Raw genomic sequence first — 15,990 nt, 5'->3', positions numbered from 1 at the left:
TTTCGTATCGTATATGGATATAGAACCATGCCAATACCGTGTTTGACAATGGATTCGGGATAACATCCACTTGTGGCTGTACGAAGCGAATCGAGTCGACAGGCGATCCTGGACGCAACCATGGACCTACTGGTCCGGGATCGGAGACGGGCGACAACCGTCCAGAAGCTGACCATCGAGATGATCGCCAAGCGGGCGAAGGTCAGCAAGGCGACCATCTATCGGTGGTGGCCCAACAAGGCCGCCGTGGTCATAGACGCCTTCATGGAGGGGCATCTGCCACAGGTCCGCATCCCGGAGGATCTTCCGGTCCGCAAGGCCCTCGAAACCCATGTGAAGTCACTGGTCGCGCGGTACGCCGGACCGCAAGGGCGGCTGATCGCCCAGATCATTGCCGAGGGACAGTACGACCCGGCGACCCTCGCCGATTTCAAGACCCGGTTCTGGAACGACCGATACGCCGCGGTGGACAAGCTGATTCGCCGAGGGGTCGACGAGGGCGTGTTCCGTTCCGACATCGAACCGGGCGATGCGGCCGAGATGATCTACGCGCCGATCTACTTTCACTTGCTCTTCGGTACCGGCCCGCTAGACGATTCGCTTGCGGAGCGGCTCGTCGACCAGGCTATCCGTGGACTCGCGGCATCAGCGGCGGGTACTCCGGACTGACTCGCGGTACTGGCCGTCGCACAGAACAATGCGTCAGGAACCCGCCGCTTCCGGCGGTTGAATGCGGGCGGTGACCTCGCCGAGGCTGATCAGCGCACCGGAAGGACCGGGGGCGGATCCGCTCAGCGTCACGATATCGCCATCTTCCAGGAAGGTGCGGGTGCCGCCATCGGGCAGGTGCACCGGCTCGGTTCCGTTCCAGGTGAGTTCGATCAGCGAACCGCGCTGATCCACAGCCGGTCCGGACACCGTGCCCGAAGCGAACAGATCACCCGTACGCAGGCTCGCACCGTTGATCGTCATGTGCGCGAGCATCTGCGCCGGAGACCAATACATCTGCGCGTACGGCGGCCGAGACACCGTGTGCCCGTTCAGCGCGAATTCCAGCCGCAGATTCAGTCCCCATGGCTCCGACTCCGCGAGATACGGCAACGGTTTCGGATCCTGTGGCGGCGTCGGTACCCGCGCGGCGGCCAGTGCTTCCAACGGAACGATCCATGGCGAGATCGAGGTGGCGAACGACTTGCCGAGGAACGGCCCGAGCGGTACGTATTCCCAGGCTTGGATATCGCGGGCCGACCAGTCGTTGACCAGGCACACCCCGAAAACATGGTCGGCGAAATCCTCGGTGGACACCGGCTTTCCCAGTTTGCTCGGTGCGCCGACCACATAGCCCACCTCGACTTCGATATCGAGGCGCGCTGACGGCCCGAACATCGGCACCGGATCCGACGGAGCCTTGCGCTGCCCCCGGGGACGAATCACCGAAACGCCGGAGGCGATGACCGTGCCCGCCCGGCCGTGGTAGCCGACCGGTAGATGCTTCCAATTCGGCAGCAGCGCAGCCGAATCCGGGCGAAACATGGTGCCCAGGTTGGTGGCATGGTGCTCGCTGGCATAGAAGTCGACGTAATCGGCTACCTCTATCGGTAGGTGCAGTCCGACCTGGTCCACCGGATGTAATATCTCGGCCGCGCGGGCTCGTTGCATCGGGTCGGTGAGCAAGTCGATGATCCGACGGCGGGTTGCTGTCCAGAATTCCCGCCCACAAGCCATGAAGTCGTTCAACGAAGCACTTTCGAACACCTGGTCGCCCAGAGCGGCCCGTAGATCGAGCACGTGATCGCCGATCCGGACGCCGACGCGGGCAACTTCGCCCGATGGCGAGAAGACTCCGTAGGGCAGGTTGTCGATTCCGAAGCCGGAGCCCTCGGGTACCGGCGCCCAAGTGGTGGTCATTGTGAAACCCTTTCCGTGTCAATAAGTCCGAAGGCCTGGGCCTCGGCCACCGGGATGGTCGTGCTGCACGATCCGTAGCTGGTGAGCAGGCTGCGTGTGGCCATGATGGCCGCGCCATCCAGGGTGGTGGCGGTGCGCACCAACCGCAGGGAGTCGTCGGTCAGCAAGGTGGCCTCGATCGCTTCCGCGTCCGTGCCCCCCGCAGCGGCCGCGGCGGCGAGCACCAGATTCAGGAATCCGTGGTGGGTGAATCCGGTCCGCTCATCGGTGTAACGAACCGCGTGATGCAAACCAGCGGTGGCTTTCACGGGAACGCCCGCTCCAGCAGCGGCGACCAGTGCCTGCGCCAGTGCGGGCGCCGAGGGGAACAATTCCGACCGAATGCCGCCGCAACGGAGCTTCAGGCCGACGCCGAGCCGTGCCAGTTCGGGGGCGAGGTCGGCGATGTCGGAGTAGGCCGCGGGCTCGACGAAAATCGGCACGCGGTCCGGCAGCTGGGCGACCGCCTCCGCCACCGGCGCGTTCGCCGCGGCGAGTGGGAACTCGATCAGCACCAAATCGAGAGCCGGATCGGCTGCTATGTCCGACAGCACGGTGGCCAGTCCGGACACGCCTTTGTCCGCGATCAGGCCGACGCGAATGCGGTCGTCGATTTCGAGTTGGGCGCGAAGTTCGCCGATACGGCTCGCCGGGCACAGGAATCGGTGCGTCAGTACCGGATTGGTCGCAAGGCTGTCGGCCCGGTGCCGCGCGACCGCTTCGGGCATGCTCAATGCGGTCGGCGGGAACAGTCCGGCATCGTCGACCAGGCCGTCCAGCAGTCCGGTCATGAGTTCGCCCGCGACCAGCTGCCGACGTAGACGCCGTCATCGCAGGCCATTGCGCCCTCGCCGAGCTGCAGCGGCCGGAAGGTGTCGACCATGACGGCGAGTTCGTCGAAGAATTCCTTACCCAGGCTGCGCTCGACCGCTCCGGGCTGTGGGCCGTGCGCGTGCCCGCCCGGGTGTAGCGATATTGATCCCTGCCCGATTCCGGTGCCCTTGCGCGCCTCGTAGTCGCCGCCGCAATAGAACATCACTTCGTCGGAGTCGACATTCGAGTGGTAGTACGGCACCGGCACCGATAGCGGGTGGTAGTCCACCTTGCGCGGCACAAAGTTACAGATGACGAATTTGTCCCCCTCGAACACCTGATGCACCGGCGGCGGCTGGTGCACCCGGCCGGTGATCGGCTCGAAGTCGGAGATATTGAAGGTATACGGGTAGAGGCAGCCGTCCCAGCCGACAACGTCGAATGGGTGGTGCGGAACCAGATAGCGCGTACCGGTGATCCCGTTGGGTCCCCGGTGTTTGACGAGGACTTCGACGTCGGTCTTCTCCGACAGCAGCGGCTCAGCGGGGCCGTGCAGATCGCGTTCACAGTACGGGGCGTGTTCGAGTAGCTGGCCGAAGCGCGACAGGTAGCGCTTGGGCGGCGCGATATGACTGTTCGCCTCGATAACATAGGCGCGCAACGGTTTTCCTGATTCCGGCAGCCATCGGTGCGTGGTCGCCCGGGGCAGGACGACGTAGTCGCCCTCCCGCACCGGCAGCGCTCCGAACACGGTCTCCACGAGGCCCGCGCCCGACTCGACGTACACACACTCGTCGCCGATGGCGTTGCGGTACAACGGTGATTCCGCACCGGCGACGACATAGGAGATACGGACGTCGTCGTTGCCGAGTGCCAGTCGACGACCCGTCACCACGTCGATCGACTTCCACTCCTCACCTGCAAACAGCGCGGGCAACAGCAAATGCCGCGGGATGAGCGGATGGTTGGGAGTCAGCGAAAGGTCTCCGGGCTCCCATGTCGCCGCTTCCCGGATCGCCGAGGGGATATGCCGGTGGTACAGCAGCGACGAGTCACTGGAGAAGCCCTCCTCCCCTATCAATTCCTCGTAGTACAGCGCACCGCCGCCGGTGCGGAACTGGGTGTGTCGTTTGGGTGGGATCTGTCCCACCTGGCGGTAGTACGCCATGTCAATCTCCTCGGTTATAGTCAAAGCATTGACCGTTTAGGTGGTCGGCCATGCTGAAACGAAGCCCTCGAAGGTCGCGCTGTCAGGCCACCACGGCGACCTCGGCCGGCGCACCGCCGGCCCGCCGGATCGCACCGGTCAGTTCCTCGACAGTCGGTTCGACCAGTGCCGCGGCAATGTAGGCGTCGGGCCGCACCAGCCAGACTTCACCGGGTTCGGATCGCAGTGCGGCAGTAAGGGTCCCGTCGCGGTCGATCGCCGCGATCTCCAGCACCCGGATCGGCGCGAGCGTGGCGGTGGTCGCGCACCGCGCCAGGGTCTGCACATCCACACCCGGTCCGGCCAGCAGCAGCAAGCCGTCGCGAGCGAACTCCCGTAGCCGCCCGTGCCCGCCATCGGGCAGGGTGACCGGCGCGTCGGGCACGATGATGCCCGGGGCAGTGGGAGCAACGGTGCCACGGGGCGGCCGACCATGGAAGGGACGGCCGGGATCCGGGGTGGTCAGCGGCGAATCGACATACCAGAACGGCTCTGACAGCCGACCCGAGTCGACCGCCGCACTGGTAGCGGGATCCACCGCCGCGCGTTCGAGGGTGTCGCGGCGCACCCGGCGCTGCTGGTCATCGCGCGGCACCAGGAAGTTCATGGTGTCGGTGGTGACCTCGATATTCTCCAGAGCGGCCGCGTGCCTCTCGACGTGGTAGCTCTCCAGCAGTTCCGCCGGCGCCCAGCCGTTGAGCACGAAAGCCAGCTTCCACGCGGCGTTCTCGGCGTCCGCGACGCCGGAGTTCAATCCACGCGCGCCGAATGGCGACACCAGGTGGGCGCAGTCGCCGGCCAGCAGTACCCGGCCTACGCGCATGCGGTCGACGACGCGAGAGTGGAAGCGGTACACCGAGTTCCACACGATCTCGTAGTCCGCGTCGCCGATGATCCGGCGAATCCGCGCGTCCAGCGCGCCGCTGGCTCGCTCCGCGTCGAGGTCGTAGTCGCCGGGCACCTGCCAGTCGATGCGGAACGTCGAGTCCGGGCAGGGATGAATGAGCACCTGCCGCCCGGGATTCCACTCCGGGTCGAAGTAGAAGCGGCGTTCGGTGGCCCAGTCCGGCAGATCGACCCGGATATCGCAGATCAGGAACCGATCATCGAAGGATTCACCGCCGAAGTCGACGCCGAGCTCACCGCGCAGGTCATCGCTGCGCGGGCCGCCGCACGCGACAGCGTACGCAGCCGTGACGGTCGCCTCCCCCGCCGGAGTGGCGCAGTGCAGGCGGACACCGGTGTCGTCTTGCGCGATTCCGGTGACGGTATGGTCCCAGCGCACGTCGATCAGTTCGGACGCCGCGATGGCTTCGTCGAGGATCTGCTCAGTGCGGGTCTGCGAAATATTGACGAACGCCGGGAACGCCGACTTGCCGTAATCCGGCAGGTCATAGGAGAACAGTTCGCGATTACGGTAGAAGGTGCGGGCCGTGGTCCAGGTGACACCTTCCTTCGCGATCCGGCGTCCAGCACCGATGGATTCCCACACATCGAGCACGTCACGCTGCTGACAGATGGCCTTGGAGCCGATCTCGTCGCGCTGCGGCCGGGCGTCCAGCACGATCACGGGGATACCCCAGCGGGCCAGCAGCAGCGCGGTGGTCTGACCGACCGGCCCATTGCCGACGACGGCGACCGTCTTATCGGTTGTCATGTCGAATTCCTCAGTCCTGCAGCCGGTTCCAGACTTCACGGTCACGATCGGCGGTCCAGATGACGGGCCGCTCGATACCGGACAATTCGTCCCACACGCGGGAGACATCGAACGGCAGGCAGTGTTCGAAAATCGGCCAGCGCCCGTAGCGGTCGAACAGCGCCACATGCGTGGCCTCGAACGCCTCCTTCAGGGTTCCGCCACGCTGGTGCACCGTGCCCACCTCGGTCAGCATGACCCGCAGGAAGTGCCGGGTCTGCTCGATCGCGGCCTCGCACGCATCGCGCCCCCGGGCCACCGCGCCGCGGCCACCGATGAGCTGTTCGGCGCCCAGTGCTTTGACGGCGTCGAGGGTGCCGGTGGCCCATTCTCGATGGAAGGCGTCGCCGGTGTACAGGGCGGCCTCGGCCTCGACCAGGTCCCCGGCGAACAGGATCTTGTGCTGGGGCAGCCAGGCCACGATGTCGCCCTCGGTGTGTCCGCGGCCCAGGAACTTCAGCTGTAGGTCGCCGCGGCTGCCACCGAGGTCGATGGTGACCGAGTCGGAGAAGGTCTGAGTGGGCCAGGCCAGTCCGGGAATGGTGTCGGGCTCTTTGAAAAGCCGCGGCATGCGCCCATACTCGGAATCCCAATCCTGTTGTCCGCGTTCGGCGATGAGTTTGCGCGTGTTGTCGTGCGCGATGACCACTTCCGCGTCGTAGGCGCTGGCGCCGAGTGTGCGCACCGCGTGGTAGTGCGACAGGATCAGGTATTTGACCGGCTTGTCGGTGTGCTCGCGCAGCTTCGCCAGCCACTGCCGCGCCGCGACCGGCGTGGCCAGTGCCTCGAAGCAGACGACGAAATCCTCACCCTCGATCGCGCCGATATTCGGATCCCCCTCGGCGGTCAGCGCGTACACGCCGTCGGCGAGCACCTCGAGCGTCTGCACCTTCTCTCCGAGATCCGCCGAAGAGGCGAAAGCCTTCGTGGTCATCAGCCCTCCATTAGTAAATGGTTTGATTAATTCAGCCGAGTGTAGCTTGAACCACACCATTGGCAAGACCCGTTCCCCGTCACTCCCGCCGGCTGCGCGGACGTCATTACGCTGTGCTCATGACCACGGCTCCGGAGTCACCCCGCAACCTCGACTACCTGACCTTCGTCGACTACGCGGTGAACAAGGCCAATCGCGAACTCCCCCAAGTCGATCCCACGGCCATGCGGATGGTGCTGACCCTGCACCGGGTCACCAGCGCACTCGTCTACGACCTCGAAGCGTCGGTCCACCGCCCCCATGGTTGGAGCTGGCCCGGTTTCCGCATCCTCTTCGTCCTGTGGCTGGCCGGGCCGCTGGAGGCCAAGCGAATCGCCGAACTGTCCGGCAATAGCCGAGCCACGGTGTCAGCCCTGGTCAACACCCTGGAACGCGACGGCCTGGTCACGAGGGAACGCGCCGAGCGCGACCGCCGCGCGGTGCGGATCGCCTTGACGGAAGGGGGTCATGACGCCATCGCGGACGCTTTCCGTCAGCACAACGAGCGCGAGCAGGCGTGGGCCAACGCCCTCACTAAACCAGAACAGACGATCTTCATCGGCCTGCTCGAGAAACTCATGTACGGCATGGCCGACGTCGCTGAGAAACGCCGCAGCTGAGTCCGACCCGCGGGCCCTCTGCTCGACAGCGATGTCACATCGAGCAGCCGACCTATCGTCGTCTCACCTTCTACGCGGGCAACCGTGCGCCGACGCAGGCGTGGATACCGCGTAGCCCCGCAGCGTCGAACGGCGAAGTGTGTGTTCGAAACGGTTCGTGTCATATCGGAGCGTCGTGGCACCTGTTGATTGCTCGTTCCGAACAGAATTGGCGATACCATCCTGATGTGGCTGTACGAACCGAATCGAGTCGCCAAGCGATCTTGGATGCGACTCATGGTCGACCAGGCCATCCGCGGGCTTGCGGCACGCCCGGCGAAACCGACAGTGACCGCGAAGTAGGCACAAAACCGTGACTGCCGATCGGGACGTCGAACCTCGCCGCAAACGGGCGGATGCGGTTCGCAACCGTCAGCGCATCCTGACCGCCGCGGAACAGTTGCTGGCCGAGCGCGGGATGGAAATTACGCTCGACGCCGTTGCCGGCGCGGCAGGTATCGGCGTTGGCACCGTCTACCGCCAGTTCTCGAACAAGCGGGAGCTGATCAACGAGTTGTTCGAGGGATACCTTCGGCAGATCATCGACTCGGCCCAAGCGGCAACTCGCGACCCCGACCCCTGGCGAGGGCTTACGCGATTTCTGGAAGCCACCTGCGAAATCATCGCGGGCAATCGCGGATTCGCCACGGCGATGACCGAGTTGCAAAATGACGCAGGCCTTTTCGAAATCCATCGCGGCGAGCTCATGCTCCCGATCGCGGTGCTACTCGACCGCGCGAAAAAGGCCGGCGTGGTCGTACAAGGCATGGAACCGGTCGATGTTCTCGCAATCATCGGCATGATCCACTTCGTCGCGGCAATCACCGAACCGGTCGATCCGGAGAACTGGCGGCGGTATCTTGCCGTGCAGCTCAACGGCTTCCGAACCGACGCTGCCCCAGAGTTGCCACTGCGCCCCGCCGCATTGTCATCGGATCAGCTGAACCGCGCCCGCTCGGCGGCGGCCGCGCGCCGCAAGCAGCCCTGAGCCACCGACGCACCGGACACAGGGTGTACGCGGGGTCCCCGACCTCAACCGAATCACCTTCGAGACCGATGCCGTGGTTTCCTACGTGCGCAGCATGCTCGGTGTCGCGGATTCAGTTGTGGCCGGCCACGAGTCGGAGCGGACGTTGTGGCGTCACGCGCACGATCCGCCGCTTCGGCGACTGGGTGCTCAACCTCACCCCACCCGAGGGGGAGCCGGTCACGCGCCTGGACCTCGAACCCCGCGACCTGTTCCCCACCGGCACAGTCTGACATGGCCCGCGAGCGCCGTTCTTCGGGAAACCTCACCGGCCAGCTTCCGGCTCGACATGACTACCCGCCTGGACCTGAATCGAGAGCGGGAGGCTTATTCACAAGCGTCTTGATGGCCTCTGTCCGGGTGTAAGTGCTGTCCCAGCGGCCATCAGCCGTGGCGCGCGTTCGACCTCGGCCGAGGCAGGCACCGTGGCAGCGACGCATTCTTGGAGCAGGCCACTGGTGGGAAACTGTTCTCGAGTTCTGTCAGGGGTCGTGCCTACCCTGTCGTCATGGTGAGTGTGAAGGTCGTCGACGAAACGGCATCCGGGGGTCGCGACGACGGCTGGATGTTCGAGGTGACCGAGGAGCGGCTGCCACTGCGGGAGATCATCCGGCGGCGGGTATTCCAGGAGGTCGCCGAGCACAATGCCAGCGCGTCTCGTGGTGTCTTTCGTGGTCTGGTACGGCCGGCAGATGCCGAGGTGGTGCGCGGCGGGTTCCGCACGACTGGTCGTGTCGATCCGGAACGTCAGTGCGAGGCGGCGTTGCAGGCTTTCGGGCGCAACGGTTTCGTGGTCCTGGTCGGCGACCGACAGATCGAGGAGTTGGACGAGGTGGTCGCGCTGCCACTGGGTGTGGAAATCACATTCCTGAAGCTCGTCGCATTGGTGGGTGGCTGAAATGTCGAGGTCCGAGTACGAGACCGCGGCGCGGGACGCCGTCGCCGCGGACGATATGGACGCCTTCTTCGGCGCGTATCTGCAGGCTTATCAGACGAAGACCGACAAGTACGTGTGGGGTGCGGTATCGGACATGGCACGCGTCTTGCCGGACGAGACCTCCGAGCGGTTGGCTCGCGTCTGCGCCGCCGCGGCCCCGGCCGCTTCCGAGCACATCCGACACGGGATCAAGTATCTGCAGGGGAGCATCGTCCCTTCCAAATACAAGACAGCGGTCCTCGATGCCATCGCTGCGGACGATATGGGCAGGTTGTGCGCCGAGATTGTGCGGGTACACCAGATCGCCGAGTCCTCCCATATGGCGTCCGACTATGCCTTATGGCATGCCCTGTTCGCCAAGGTGCGTGAACTGCCGACCGAGACGGTCGAACGGCTTGCTCGCGCTTGCGCGGTTGCGTTCCCTACCGCTTCGGAGCGCGAGCAGCACTCTCTGCTGCTCTTGGCGTCGACCATCGCACCCACCTTGCCGATCCTGGTCGAAGAACGGCGAGCAGTGCTGGAAACCCTGTCGAACCACCACGGCAGGTTGAGCCTTTTCGCGATCGACTCGTCTCTGGCCCTAGCGGAACTGGCGTCAGGACGCATCTTGAGCCCTGAGGTCGTCGCGGTGTACCGCCGCGGAGCCTGCGAGAGGTACCAGGACTCTCGTGTTGCAGAGGTCGCCCGGCAATGCCCCGAACCAGTGGTCAATGTGGGTGAGCAATGGGCGGACCATGCACTGGAGTTGGCGTGCTTGTCTCCGGGTTGGCACGACCTGCTGGCCTTCGCCGCAACCGCCACGATGGGAAGACCGAACGCCCAGTGGGAAAAGACCGGTCGAGCGCTGCTGGCGACGGTGGATTCCTTCGACGAGAAGGTGCTGTCGTTGTTGGAACTGGTGGGCCGACCCAGGACATTGCCGCTGCGGCATCGTCTCGCCGAAGATCCCGGCCTCAACGACGAGTACGATCCGTTCAACGCGAACGCGGTGCGCGGTCTGCTGTGGCTGCTGACGTATCGGCCTCCGCAGTCGACGACCGCCCGCATCCTGGGCGGCCTGGTGGAAACGTCGCTGCGCAAAATCAAGGGTCTGGGACCACGTAGCCCGAAGATGGCCAACGCCGGTGTTTACGCTCTGAGCCAGGTGAGCGGCGAGGCGGCGCTGGGTGAGCTGGCCCGCCTGGCCGCCACGGTGACTTACAAGGGCACGTTGAAGCTGATCAACGCCGCGCTGGAGACCAAGGCACACGCGCTCGGGCTGACCCGCACTCAGATCGAGGAGATGGCCGTGCCCAACTACCGCCTGACGTCGGTAGGCACGGCGGAATTCGCCTTCGGCGCCGCGTCGGCGACGGTGACCGTGGACGGCACCAAGGCGGTGCTGTGCTGGTTCACGAGCAAACCGGTGAAAAGTGTCCCGGCCTCGGTGAAACGCGACCATGCCGAGGAATTGAAAGAACTCGAGGCGACGGCCAAGGACATCGGCAAGATGCTGACCGCGCAAGTCGAACGGCTGGATCGCCAGTTCCTGGAGCGCCGCACCTGGGATTACCCCTCGTGGCGGGAGTATTACATCGACCACCCCTTGGTGGGCACGATCGCCCGCCGTTTGTTGTGGACAGTCGACGGGGTCGCCTGCGGCTACGCAGACGGCGCGCTGCGCGACGTGGCGGACAACCCGGTGGGTGGTGACCTCGTGGAGCTGTGGCACCCGCTCGGTCGCTCGACGGAGGAGATCCTCGCATGGCGAGACTGGTTGGAATGCAAGAATATCCGGCAGCCGTTCAAACAAACCCATCGCGAGGTCTACCTACTCACCGACGCAGAACGCCACACCGGCACCTACTCGAACCGCTTCGCGGCGCACATCCTGCGCCAACACCAGTTCCACGCGTTGGCCGCTATCCGGGGATGGCGCAACAAACTCTTGCTGGATGCCGACACCTCCGTGCCGCCACCGACCCGTGAACTGCCGCAGTGGGGTGTGCGCGCGGAATACTGGGTGGAGGGCGACCGCGACGACATTGGGGACGTCGACATCACGGAGTCCGGCAGCTACCTACGCCTGCGCACCGACCAGGTGCGGTTCTACCCGATCGACGCACCACAGAACCTTGCCAACAGCGCTTTCCATGGCGGCTTCCATGGGTCGGCCGAGCCACTGCCACTGTCGGACGTGCCCGAACTGGTCCTGAGCGAAGTACTGCGCGACGTGGACCTGTTCGTCGGTGTGGCCAGTATCGGCAACGATCCGACATGGTACGACGGTGGTCCGAACGGCAGGTTCGCCGACTACTGGACCGACTACAGTTTCGGCGACCTGAACCAGACTGCACAAACCAGACGTGATCTGCTGACCAGGCTGCTGCCCCGACTGGCCATCGGCCACCAATGCACCGTGGAAGACAGATTCCTGCACGTGCGAGGTACCAAGCATTCGTATCGGATCCACCTGGGCTCAGGGAACGTCCTGATCGACCCCAACAACCGCTACCTGTGCATCGTCCCCTCGGCACGAACAACCGAACCGGACTCGTTCCTGCCGTTCGACGGTGACCGGATGCTGTCGGTGATCCTCAGCAAAGCCCTGCTTCTGGCCAACGATACAAAAATCACCGACCCAACCATCCTGAGCCAACTCCCGTGACAATGCTTCAGGCGTGACAGTTGGTCGAACTCAGTGCACCGATTGCCATCTCGTGGCGCACTTCCGCTCCTGACACGATCCTTACCTCACCCAAGACGAGGATAGGGCGGGGATGTTTCATAGGCGGTCACCTAATAGACCTGCATCGCGTGGTCCACCGTCGCGTCGTCCAACCGGTACGGCTGCGCGACCGCAGGCTCGAACAGTTCGATCTGGCCGACCGTGATCGAGATCCCTTCACGCACAATGTCGGTGAATTATCCGATCTCGGAAGTCGGGTACCAGTTCTGCTCACAGCCGTCGCTCACCCCGCAGAGGCTAGCCCCTCCCGGTGGGAACCGCCCGCCGGTCCACCGACCGCATCACAGACCGGCTCGGTGCTGTCCGCCGCATCGGCACCGGTTCTCACCAGCCATTACGGTATTGACGGCGGGTTTCTGCCGTATTCCGGTCGCACCTCTGGAAGACTGTGCGAAGTGGTCGACCCCCTCCGGACACAGCGGACGGATCCGCGCTATCTTCTCGGAGTACATCCACTCGGCTCGGTTGTCCATCGGCGCATCGCCGACCAGGAGCGCGGTACCCAGGTGCTGCCACGCCACCGCTAGCGGGCGGGCTGCCGCAATCCCCAAGCAGCGTCGCGAACGGGCGATCCCTCAGGAACCTCACGCTGACGGGTTCGGATTACGTTGCGGCACGACGTGATTCATTGAGGCTCTCGCGATCGATACAGCAGCACTACCGTTCAGATCGGTGTCGGGAACTCTGTTGTTCGGTTTCGTTCACGATCCACGCCGCGATTTGTGTGCGTGAGGTGAATCCGAGTTTGGCCAGGATGTGTTCGACGTGGCCTTGTGCGGTGCGTTGCGAGATCACCAGTTTGGCGGCGATCTGCTTGTTGCTGAGTCCTTGGGCGACAAGCTCGGCGACCTGCCGCTCCCGCTTGGTCAATCTCGCGGACCCATCGGACGCGGGCACCTTGTCGGTGGACTGTTCCCCGAGCGCGTACGCGACAGCAGCGCCCAAGCTCATCCCCCGGCCCTGCCGCAAGGCCGCATCGAATCCGCGAGCGCCGAGGGCACGACGCGTCAATTGCACACATTCCTCGTGAAAGCGCGACATACTCCGCAAGACGGCCCGCACGCTGCTGCCCACCAGCCAGTTGCCCTGCGCGGCTCCCATCAGAACGGCCGCGCGCTCGACGTCGCCGTGATCGGCGACAGTCCAAGCCAGCGCCTCGAGACTGAACGCGGCGATTACCGGGCTGCTCGGCCGTCGGTTGACGCGCAAAGCCTCCTCGAGCAACTGTCGGGCACGGTCGGGCTCGCCGTGTCGCCAGGCGGCAACGCCCAAGCCGCGCAGCGCAGTCGAACGATAGAGCAGTTCGCCTTGCGCTTCGGTGATGGAAAATACCCGGCTGTAAAGCTCGCTCGCCCGGGTCATGTCGCCGCGCAGTTCGTATGACCAAGCCAGGATGGCTAGCGCGCTGACGTAGAGCTCTCCCACCTGGTTCGAGCTGAGCATTTCGACCGCGCGTTCGAGACAGGTGGATGCTTCGTCGGCTTTACCGCTCGCGAGTGCGACAATGCCGGCGGCGTAGGCGAGCTGTCCCTGAATCGTGGGGGTTGAGGTTTGTGCGGCAAGCACGCGTCCCTCCGCCAGAAAGGCGGCGGCAGACTGGAAATCTCCCTGTGGCGCGGCAACCTCACAAGCGGCGCGTAGCGCAGCGATACGGTCGGGTGTCGATTGCGCGCCGGGATGGGCGAGAACCCGGTCGAGCCATAATCGGCCTTCCCCGTACAGACCGCGAAAGCTCCAGAACTCGTGCATCGCCGCGGCTATGCGTAACCCTGCTTCAGCCGCCGCCGGAGTGTTCTCGGATAGATAAGACTCGAGCGCTTCACGCAGATTGGGTTGCTCACGTTCGAGCCGGACGATCCAATCCAGCTGCCGGGGGCTGATCCATTCGGCCTCGGCGTCCAGCGCCAATTGTTGATACCAGGCGCGGTGTCGTCGGCGCAGCTCGGCGTCTTCACCGGACGCACGCAGCTTTTCCCGACCGTAGTCGCGGACCGTCTCGAGCATCCAGAAACGCACGACGGCATGCGATTCATTCCGAACCACGATCGACTTGTCGACCAGGGCGGACAGCACATCGAGCGGACTGTGCCCGGCAGCGTCGAGTTCCGAGCCGAGGTCGGTGCCGCATATTTGTTCGACGGCGTCGAGTTCGAAGCTGCTTGCGAACACCGACAGCCGGGCCCACAACCGCTGTTCGACCGGGGTGCACAACCCGTAGCTCCAGTCGATACACCACCGCAGCGTCTGTTGCCGTGTCGGGGCTGTACGACTGCCACGGGTGAGCAGCGCGTACCGATCGGTGAGCCGCGCCAGGATCTGCTCCGGTGACATCGCGCGCATCCGAGCCGCGGCCAACTCGATCGCCAATGGCAAACCATCCAGCCGGGCACAAATCCGGGACACGGCGACCTTGTTGTCCTCGTCGAGTTCGAAGCCCGGCACCGCCGCTGCCGCGCGGTCGGCAAACAATGTCACCGCGTCGAAACCGGGCAGCCCACCGAGCGTCGGCTCCCGGTCGGGATCCGGGACCGTCAGCGGCGACACGCGCAGCACCGCTTCCCCTGCGATATCCAACGGTTCACGACTGGTACACAGCACCCGCACCCCGGGGCAGGTCCGCAGCAGCGTCTCGACCAGCTTTGCCACGGCCGCCACCACTTGCTCGCAATTGTCGAGCACGAGCAGTGTTTCCCGCAAGCTCAGAAATCGGGCAAGAATCGACGAACTCGCCGCCGCGTCCCGCATGCCGAGGGTGGCCGCCACCACATCGACCAGCAAGGCTGGGTCGGACACATCGGCCAGCTCGACCAACCACACCCCGTCGGGGAAATCGCGGCGCACCTGCGATGCCGCCCGCAGCGCCAGCCGCGTCTTCCCAACACCTCCGATCCCGGTCAACGTCACCAGCCGCGACGCCACCAGCGAATTCTTCAGTTCGGACATCTCGGTGCGCCGACCAACAAAGCTGGTCAGCTCGAGCGGCAGATTACCTTCACCATCAGCACCGCTCACCGCTGGCGAGTGCGGTTTCCGCGCTGGTGGCTGCTGGTCTGGGCCGTCGTGAATCGGTTCGCCCCACAACGCCATCTCGCCCACCGGGAATCCGAGGCGGCGCTGCACCTGCCGAAGCCTCTCCCCCAGAGCCACGGCCGAGGGCCGCTCATGGCGATCGCGGCTCATCGCGGCTTCCACCACTACCGACACCTCGTCCGCGACGCCGCTGTCCCGCAGGTCCGGAACCGGCTCGGTGGTAATCCGCAAAAACTGCGTCACCACGTCCTCCCCGCTGCGACGTTCGAAAGCGGCATGCCCGGTGAGCGCACAGAACAGCGTGGCTCCTAGCCCGTACACATCCACGGCCGACGTCGGAGTGTCTCCTTCGAGTACCTCCGGTGCGGTGAACGTCGGCGACCCGGTCAACGTGCCCGCAGCGGTCTGGAACCCGCTGGCGATGTGCGCGATACCGAAATCAGTCAGCACCGGCTCGCCGTACTCGGTGAGCAGGATGTTTCCTGGCTTCACGTCCCGATGCACGATATCGAGACGATGCGCGCTGGCGAGGGCGCCGGCGACCTTCACCCCGATCGACAACACCTGCTCCACCGGAAGTGGGCCATGCCGGCGGATCCGCGCATCCAGGGAATCCAGGGGGTAATACGGCATCACCAGGTAGCGGCGTCCACTTTCGGTGGCGCTGGTTTCCAGCACGGTGACAATGTTCGGGTGCCCGGTCAGCCGCCCGATCGCCCGCTGCTCGCGAACGAATCGCGCTTGATTGTCGGTGTCCAACTGCACTGTCAACACCTTCACCGCCACTGTCCGGTGCAACGACACCTGACAGCAGCGATACACCACCCCGAAACCGCCGCGTCCGATCTCCACGGCATCCTCGAAGCCAGCAGCGGCCAGCTCCGCCGTGACCGGCGTAATCACCTCACGACGGGTGCGCGGCGAATCATTATCGGTCATCGGTAGGGGCAATCCGAAGAGACATTCTCCGGCA

General features: G+C 64.9%; 11 protein-coding genes. 5 read left to right on the top strand and 6 right to left on the bottom strand.

Going from position 1 to position 15,990, the window contains the following annotated elements:
• Positions 1-72 precede the first annotated feature (72 nt).
• The gene (locus ACIBI6_RS17030; RefSeq protein WP_364352640.1) at positions 73-669 is read left to right on the top strand and encodes a TetR/AcrR family transcriptional regulator; all 597 of its coding nucleotides are present in this window, start codon (positions 73-75) and stop codon (positions 667-669) included.
• 33 nt (positions 670-702) lie between these two features.
• On the opposite strand, the gene fahA is transcribed toward ACIBI6_RS17030, so the two are convergent.
• From fahA to ACIBI6_RS17005, 5 genes are all read right to left on the bottom strand, one after another.
• Complete coding sequence (gene fahA / locus ACIBI6_RS17025) at positions 703-1,908, bottom strand: fumarylacetoacetase (protein ID WP_364352637.1); 1,206 nt, start codon at positions 1,906-1,908, stop codon at positions 703-705.
• Complete coding sequence (locus tag ACIBI6_RS17020) at positions 1,905-2,738, bottom strand: hypothetical protein (protein ID WP_364352634.1); 834 nt, start codon at positions 2,736-2,738, stop codon at positions 1,905-1,907. Before ACIBI6_RS17020 ends, fahA begins: the two co-directional genes overlap by 4 nt.
• Positions 2,735-3,928, bottom strand: coding sequence for a homogentisate 1,2-dioxygenase (locus tag ACIBI6_RS17015; protein ID WP_364352631.1), 1,194 nt, complete (start codon positions 3,926-3,928; stop codon positions 2,735-2,737). Before ACIBI6_RS17015 ends, ACIBI6_RS17020 begins: the two co-directional genes overlap by 4 nt.
• Before the next feature lie 82 nt (positions 3,929-4,010).
• A complete protein-coding gene (locus tag ACIBI6_RS17010) occupies positions 4,011-5,624 on the bottom strand; it encodes an FAD-dependent monooxygenase (RefSeq protein ID WP_364352628.1) in 1,614 nt (537 codons plus the stop codon).
• Positions 5,625-5,634: 10 nt separating this feature from the next.
• Positions 5,635-6,597 carry an MBL fold metallo-hydrolase gene (locus ACIBI6_RS17005; protein ID WP_364352625.1) on the bottom strand — a complete coding sequence of 321 codons (963 nt, stop codon included), beginning with the start codon at positions 6,595-6,597 and terminating at the stop codon, positions 5,635-5,637.
• Between the two features lie 119 nt (positions 6,598-6,716).
• Here ACIBI6_RS17005 and ACIBI6_RS17000 point away from each other — a divergent pair, with 119 nt between their 5' ends.
• The 4 genes from ACIBI6_RS17000 (at position 6,717) to ACIBI6_RS16985 (ending at position 11,906) form a co-directional block, all read left to right on the top strand.
• Positions 6,717-7,256, top strand: coding sequence for a MarR family transcriptional regulator (locus ACIBI6_RS17000; RefSeq protein WP_364352622.1), 540 nt, complete (start codon positions 6,717-6,719; stop codon positions 7,254-7,256).
• Positions 7,257-7,608: 352 nt separating this feature from the next.
• Positions 7,609-8,283, top strand: a complete 675-nt coding sequence (locus ACIBI6_RS16995) for a TetR/AcrR family transcriptional regulator (protein ID WP_396956886.1) — start codon at positions 7,609-7,611, stop codon at positions 8,281-8,283.
• Between the two features lie 547 nt (positions 8,284-8,830).
• Positions 8,831-9,220: a hypothetical protein gene (locus tag ACIBI6_RS16990; RefSeq protein WP_396956884.1), complete on the top strand. Its 390-nt coding sequence runs from the start codon at positions 8,831-8,833 to the stop codon at positions 9,218-9,220.
• A 358-nt stretch (positions 9,221-9,578) separates the two neighbouring features.
• Positions 9,579-11,906: a DUF4132 domain-containing protein gene (locus ACIBI6_RS16985; RefSeq protein WP_396956882.1), complete on the top strand. Its 2,328-nt coding sequence runs from the start codon at positions 9,579-9,581 to the stop codon at positions 11,904-11,906.
• A 738-nt stretch (positions 11,907-12,644) separates the two neighbouring features.
• Here ACIBI6_RS16985 and ACIBI6_RS16980 read toward each other — a convergent pair.
• The gene (locus ACIBI6_RS16980; RefSeq protein ID WP_396956881.1) at positions 12,645-15,956 is read right to left on the bottom strand and encodes a protein kinase; all 3,312 of its coding nucleotides are present in this window, start codon (positions 15,954-15,956) and stop codon (positions 12,645-12,647) included.
• Between the last annotated feature and the right edge of the window lie 34 nt (positions 15,957-15,990).

Origin of the sequence: Nocardia sp. NPDC050412 (assembly GCF_044458825.1) — a bacterium.
Classification (GTDB): Bacteria; Actinomycetota; Actinomycetes; order Mycobacteriales; family Mycobacteriaceae; genus Nocardia.
Note: the sequence above shows the minus strand (reverse complement) of the source record. Positions and strands in the feature narration are given on the sequence as shown.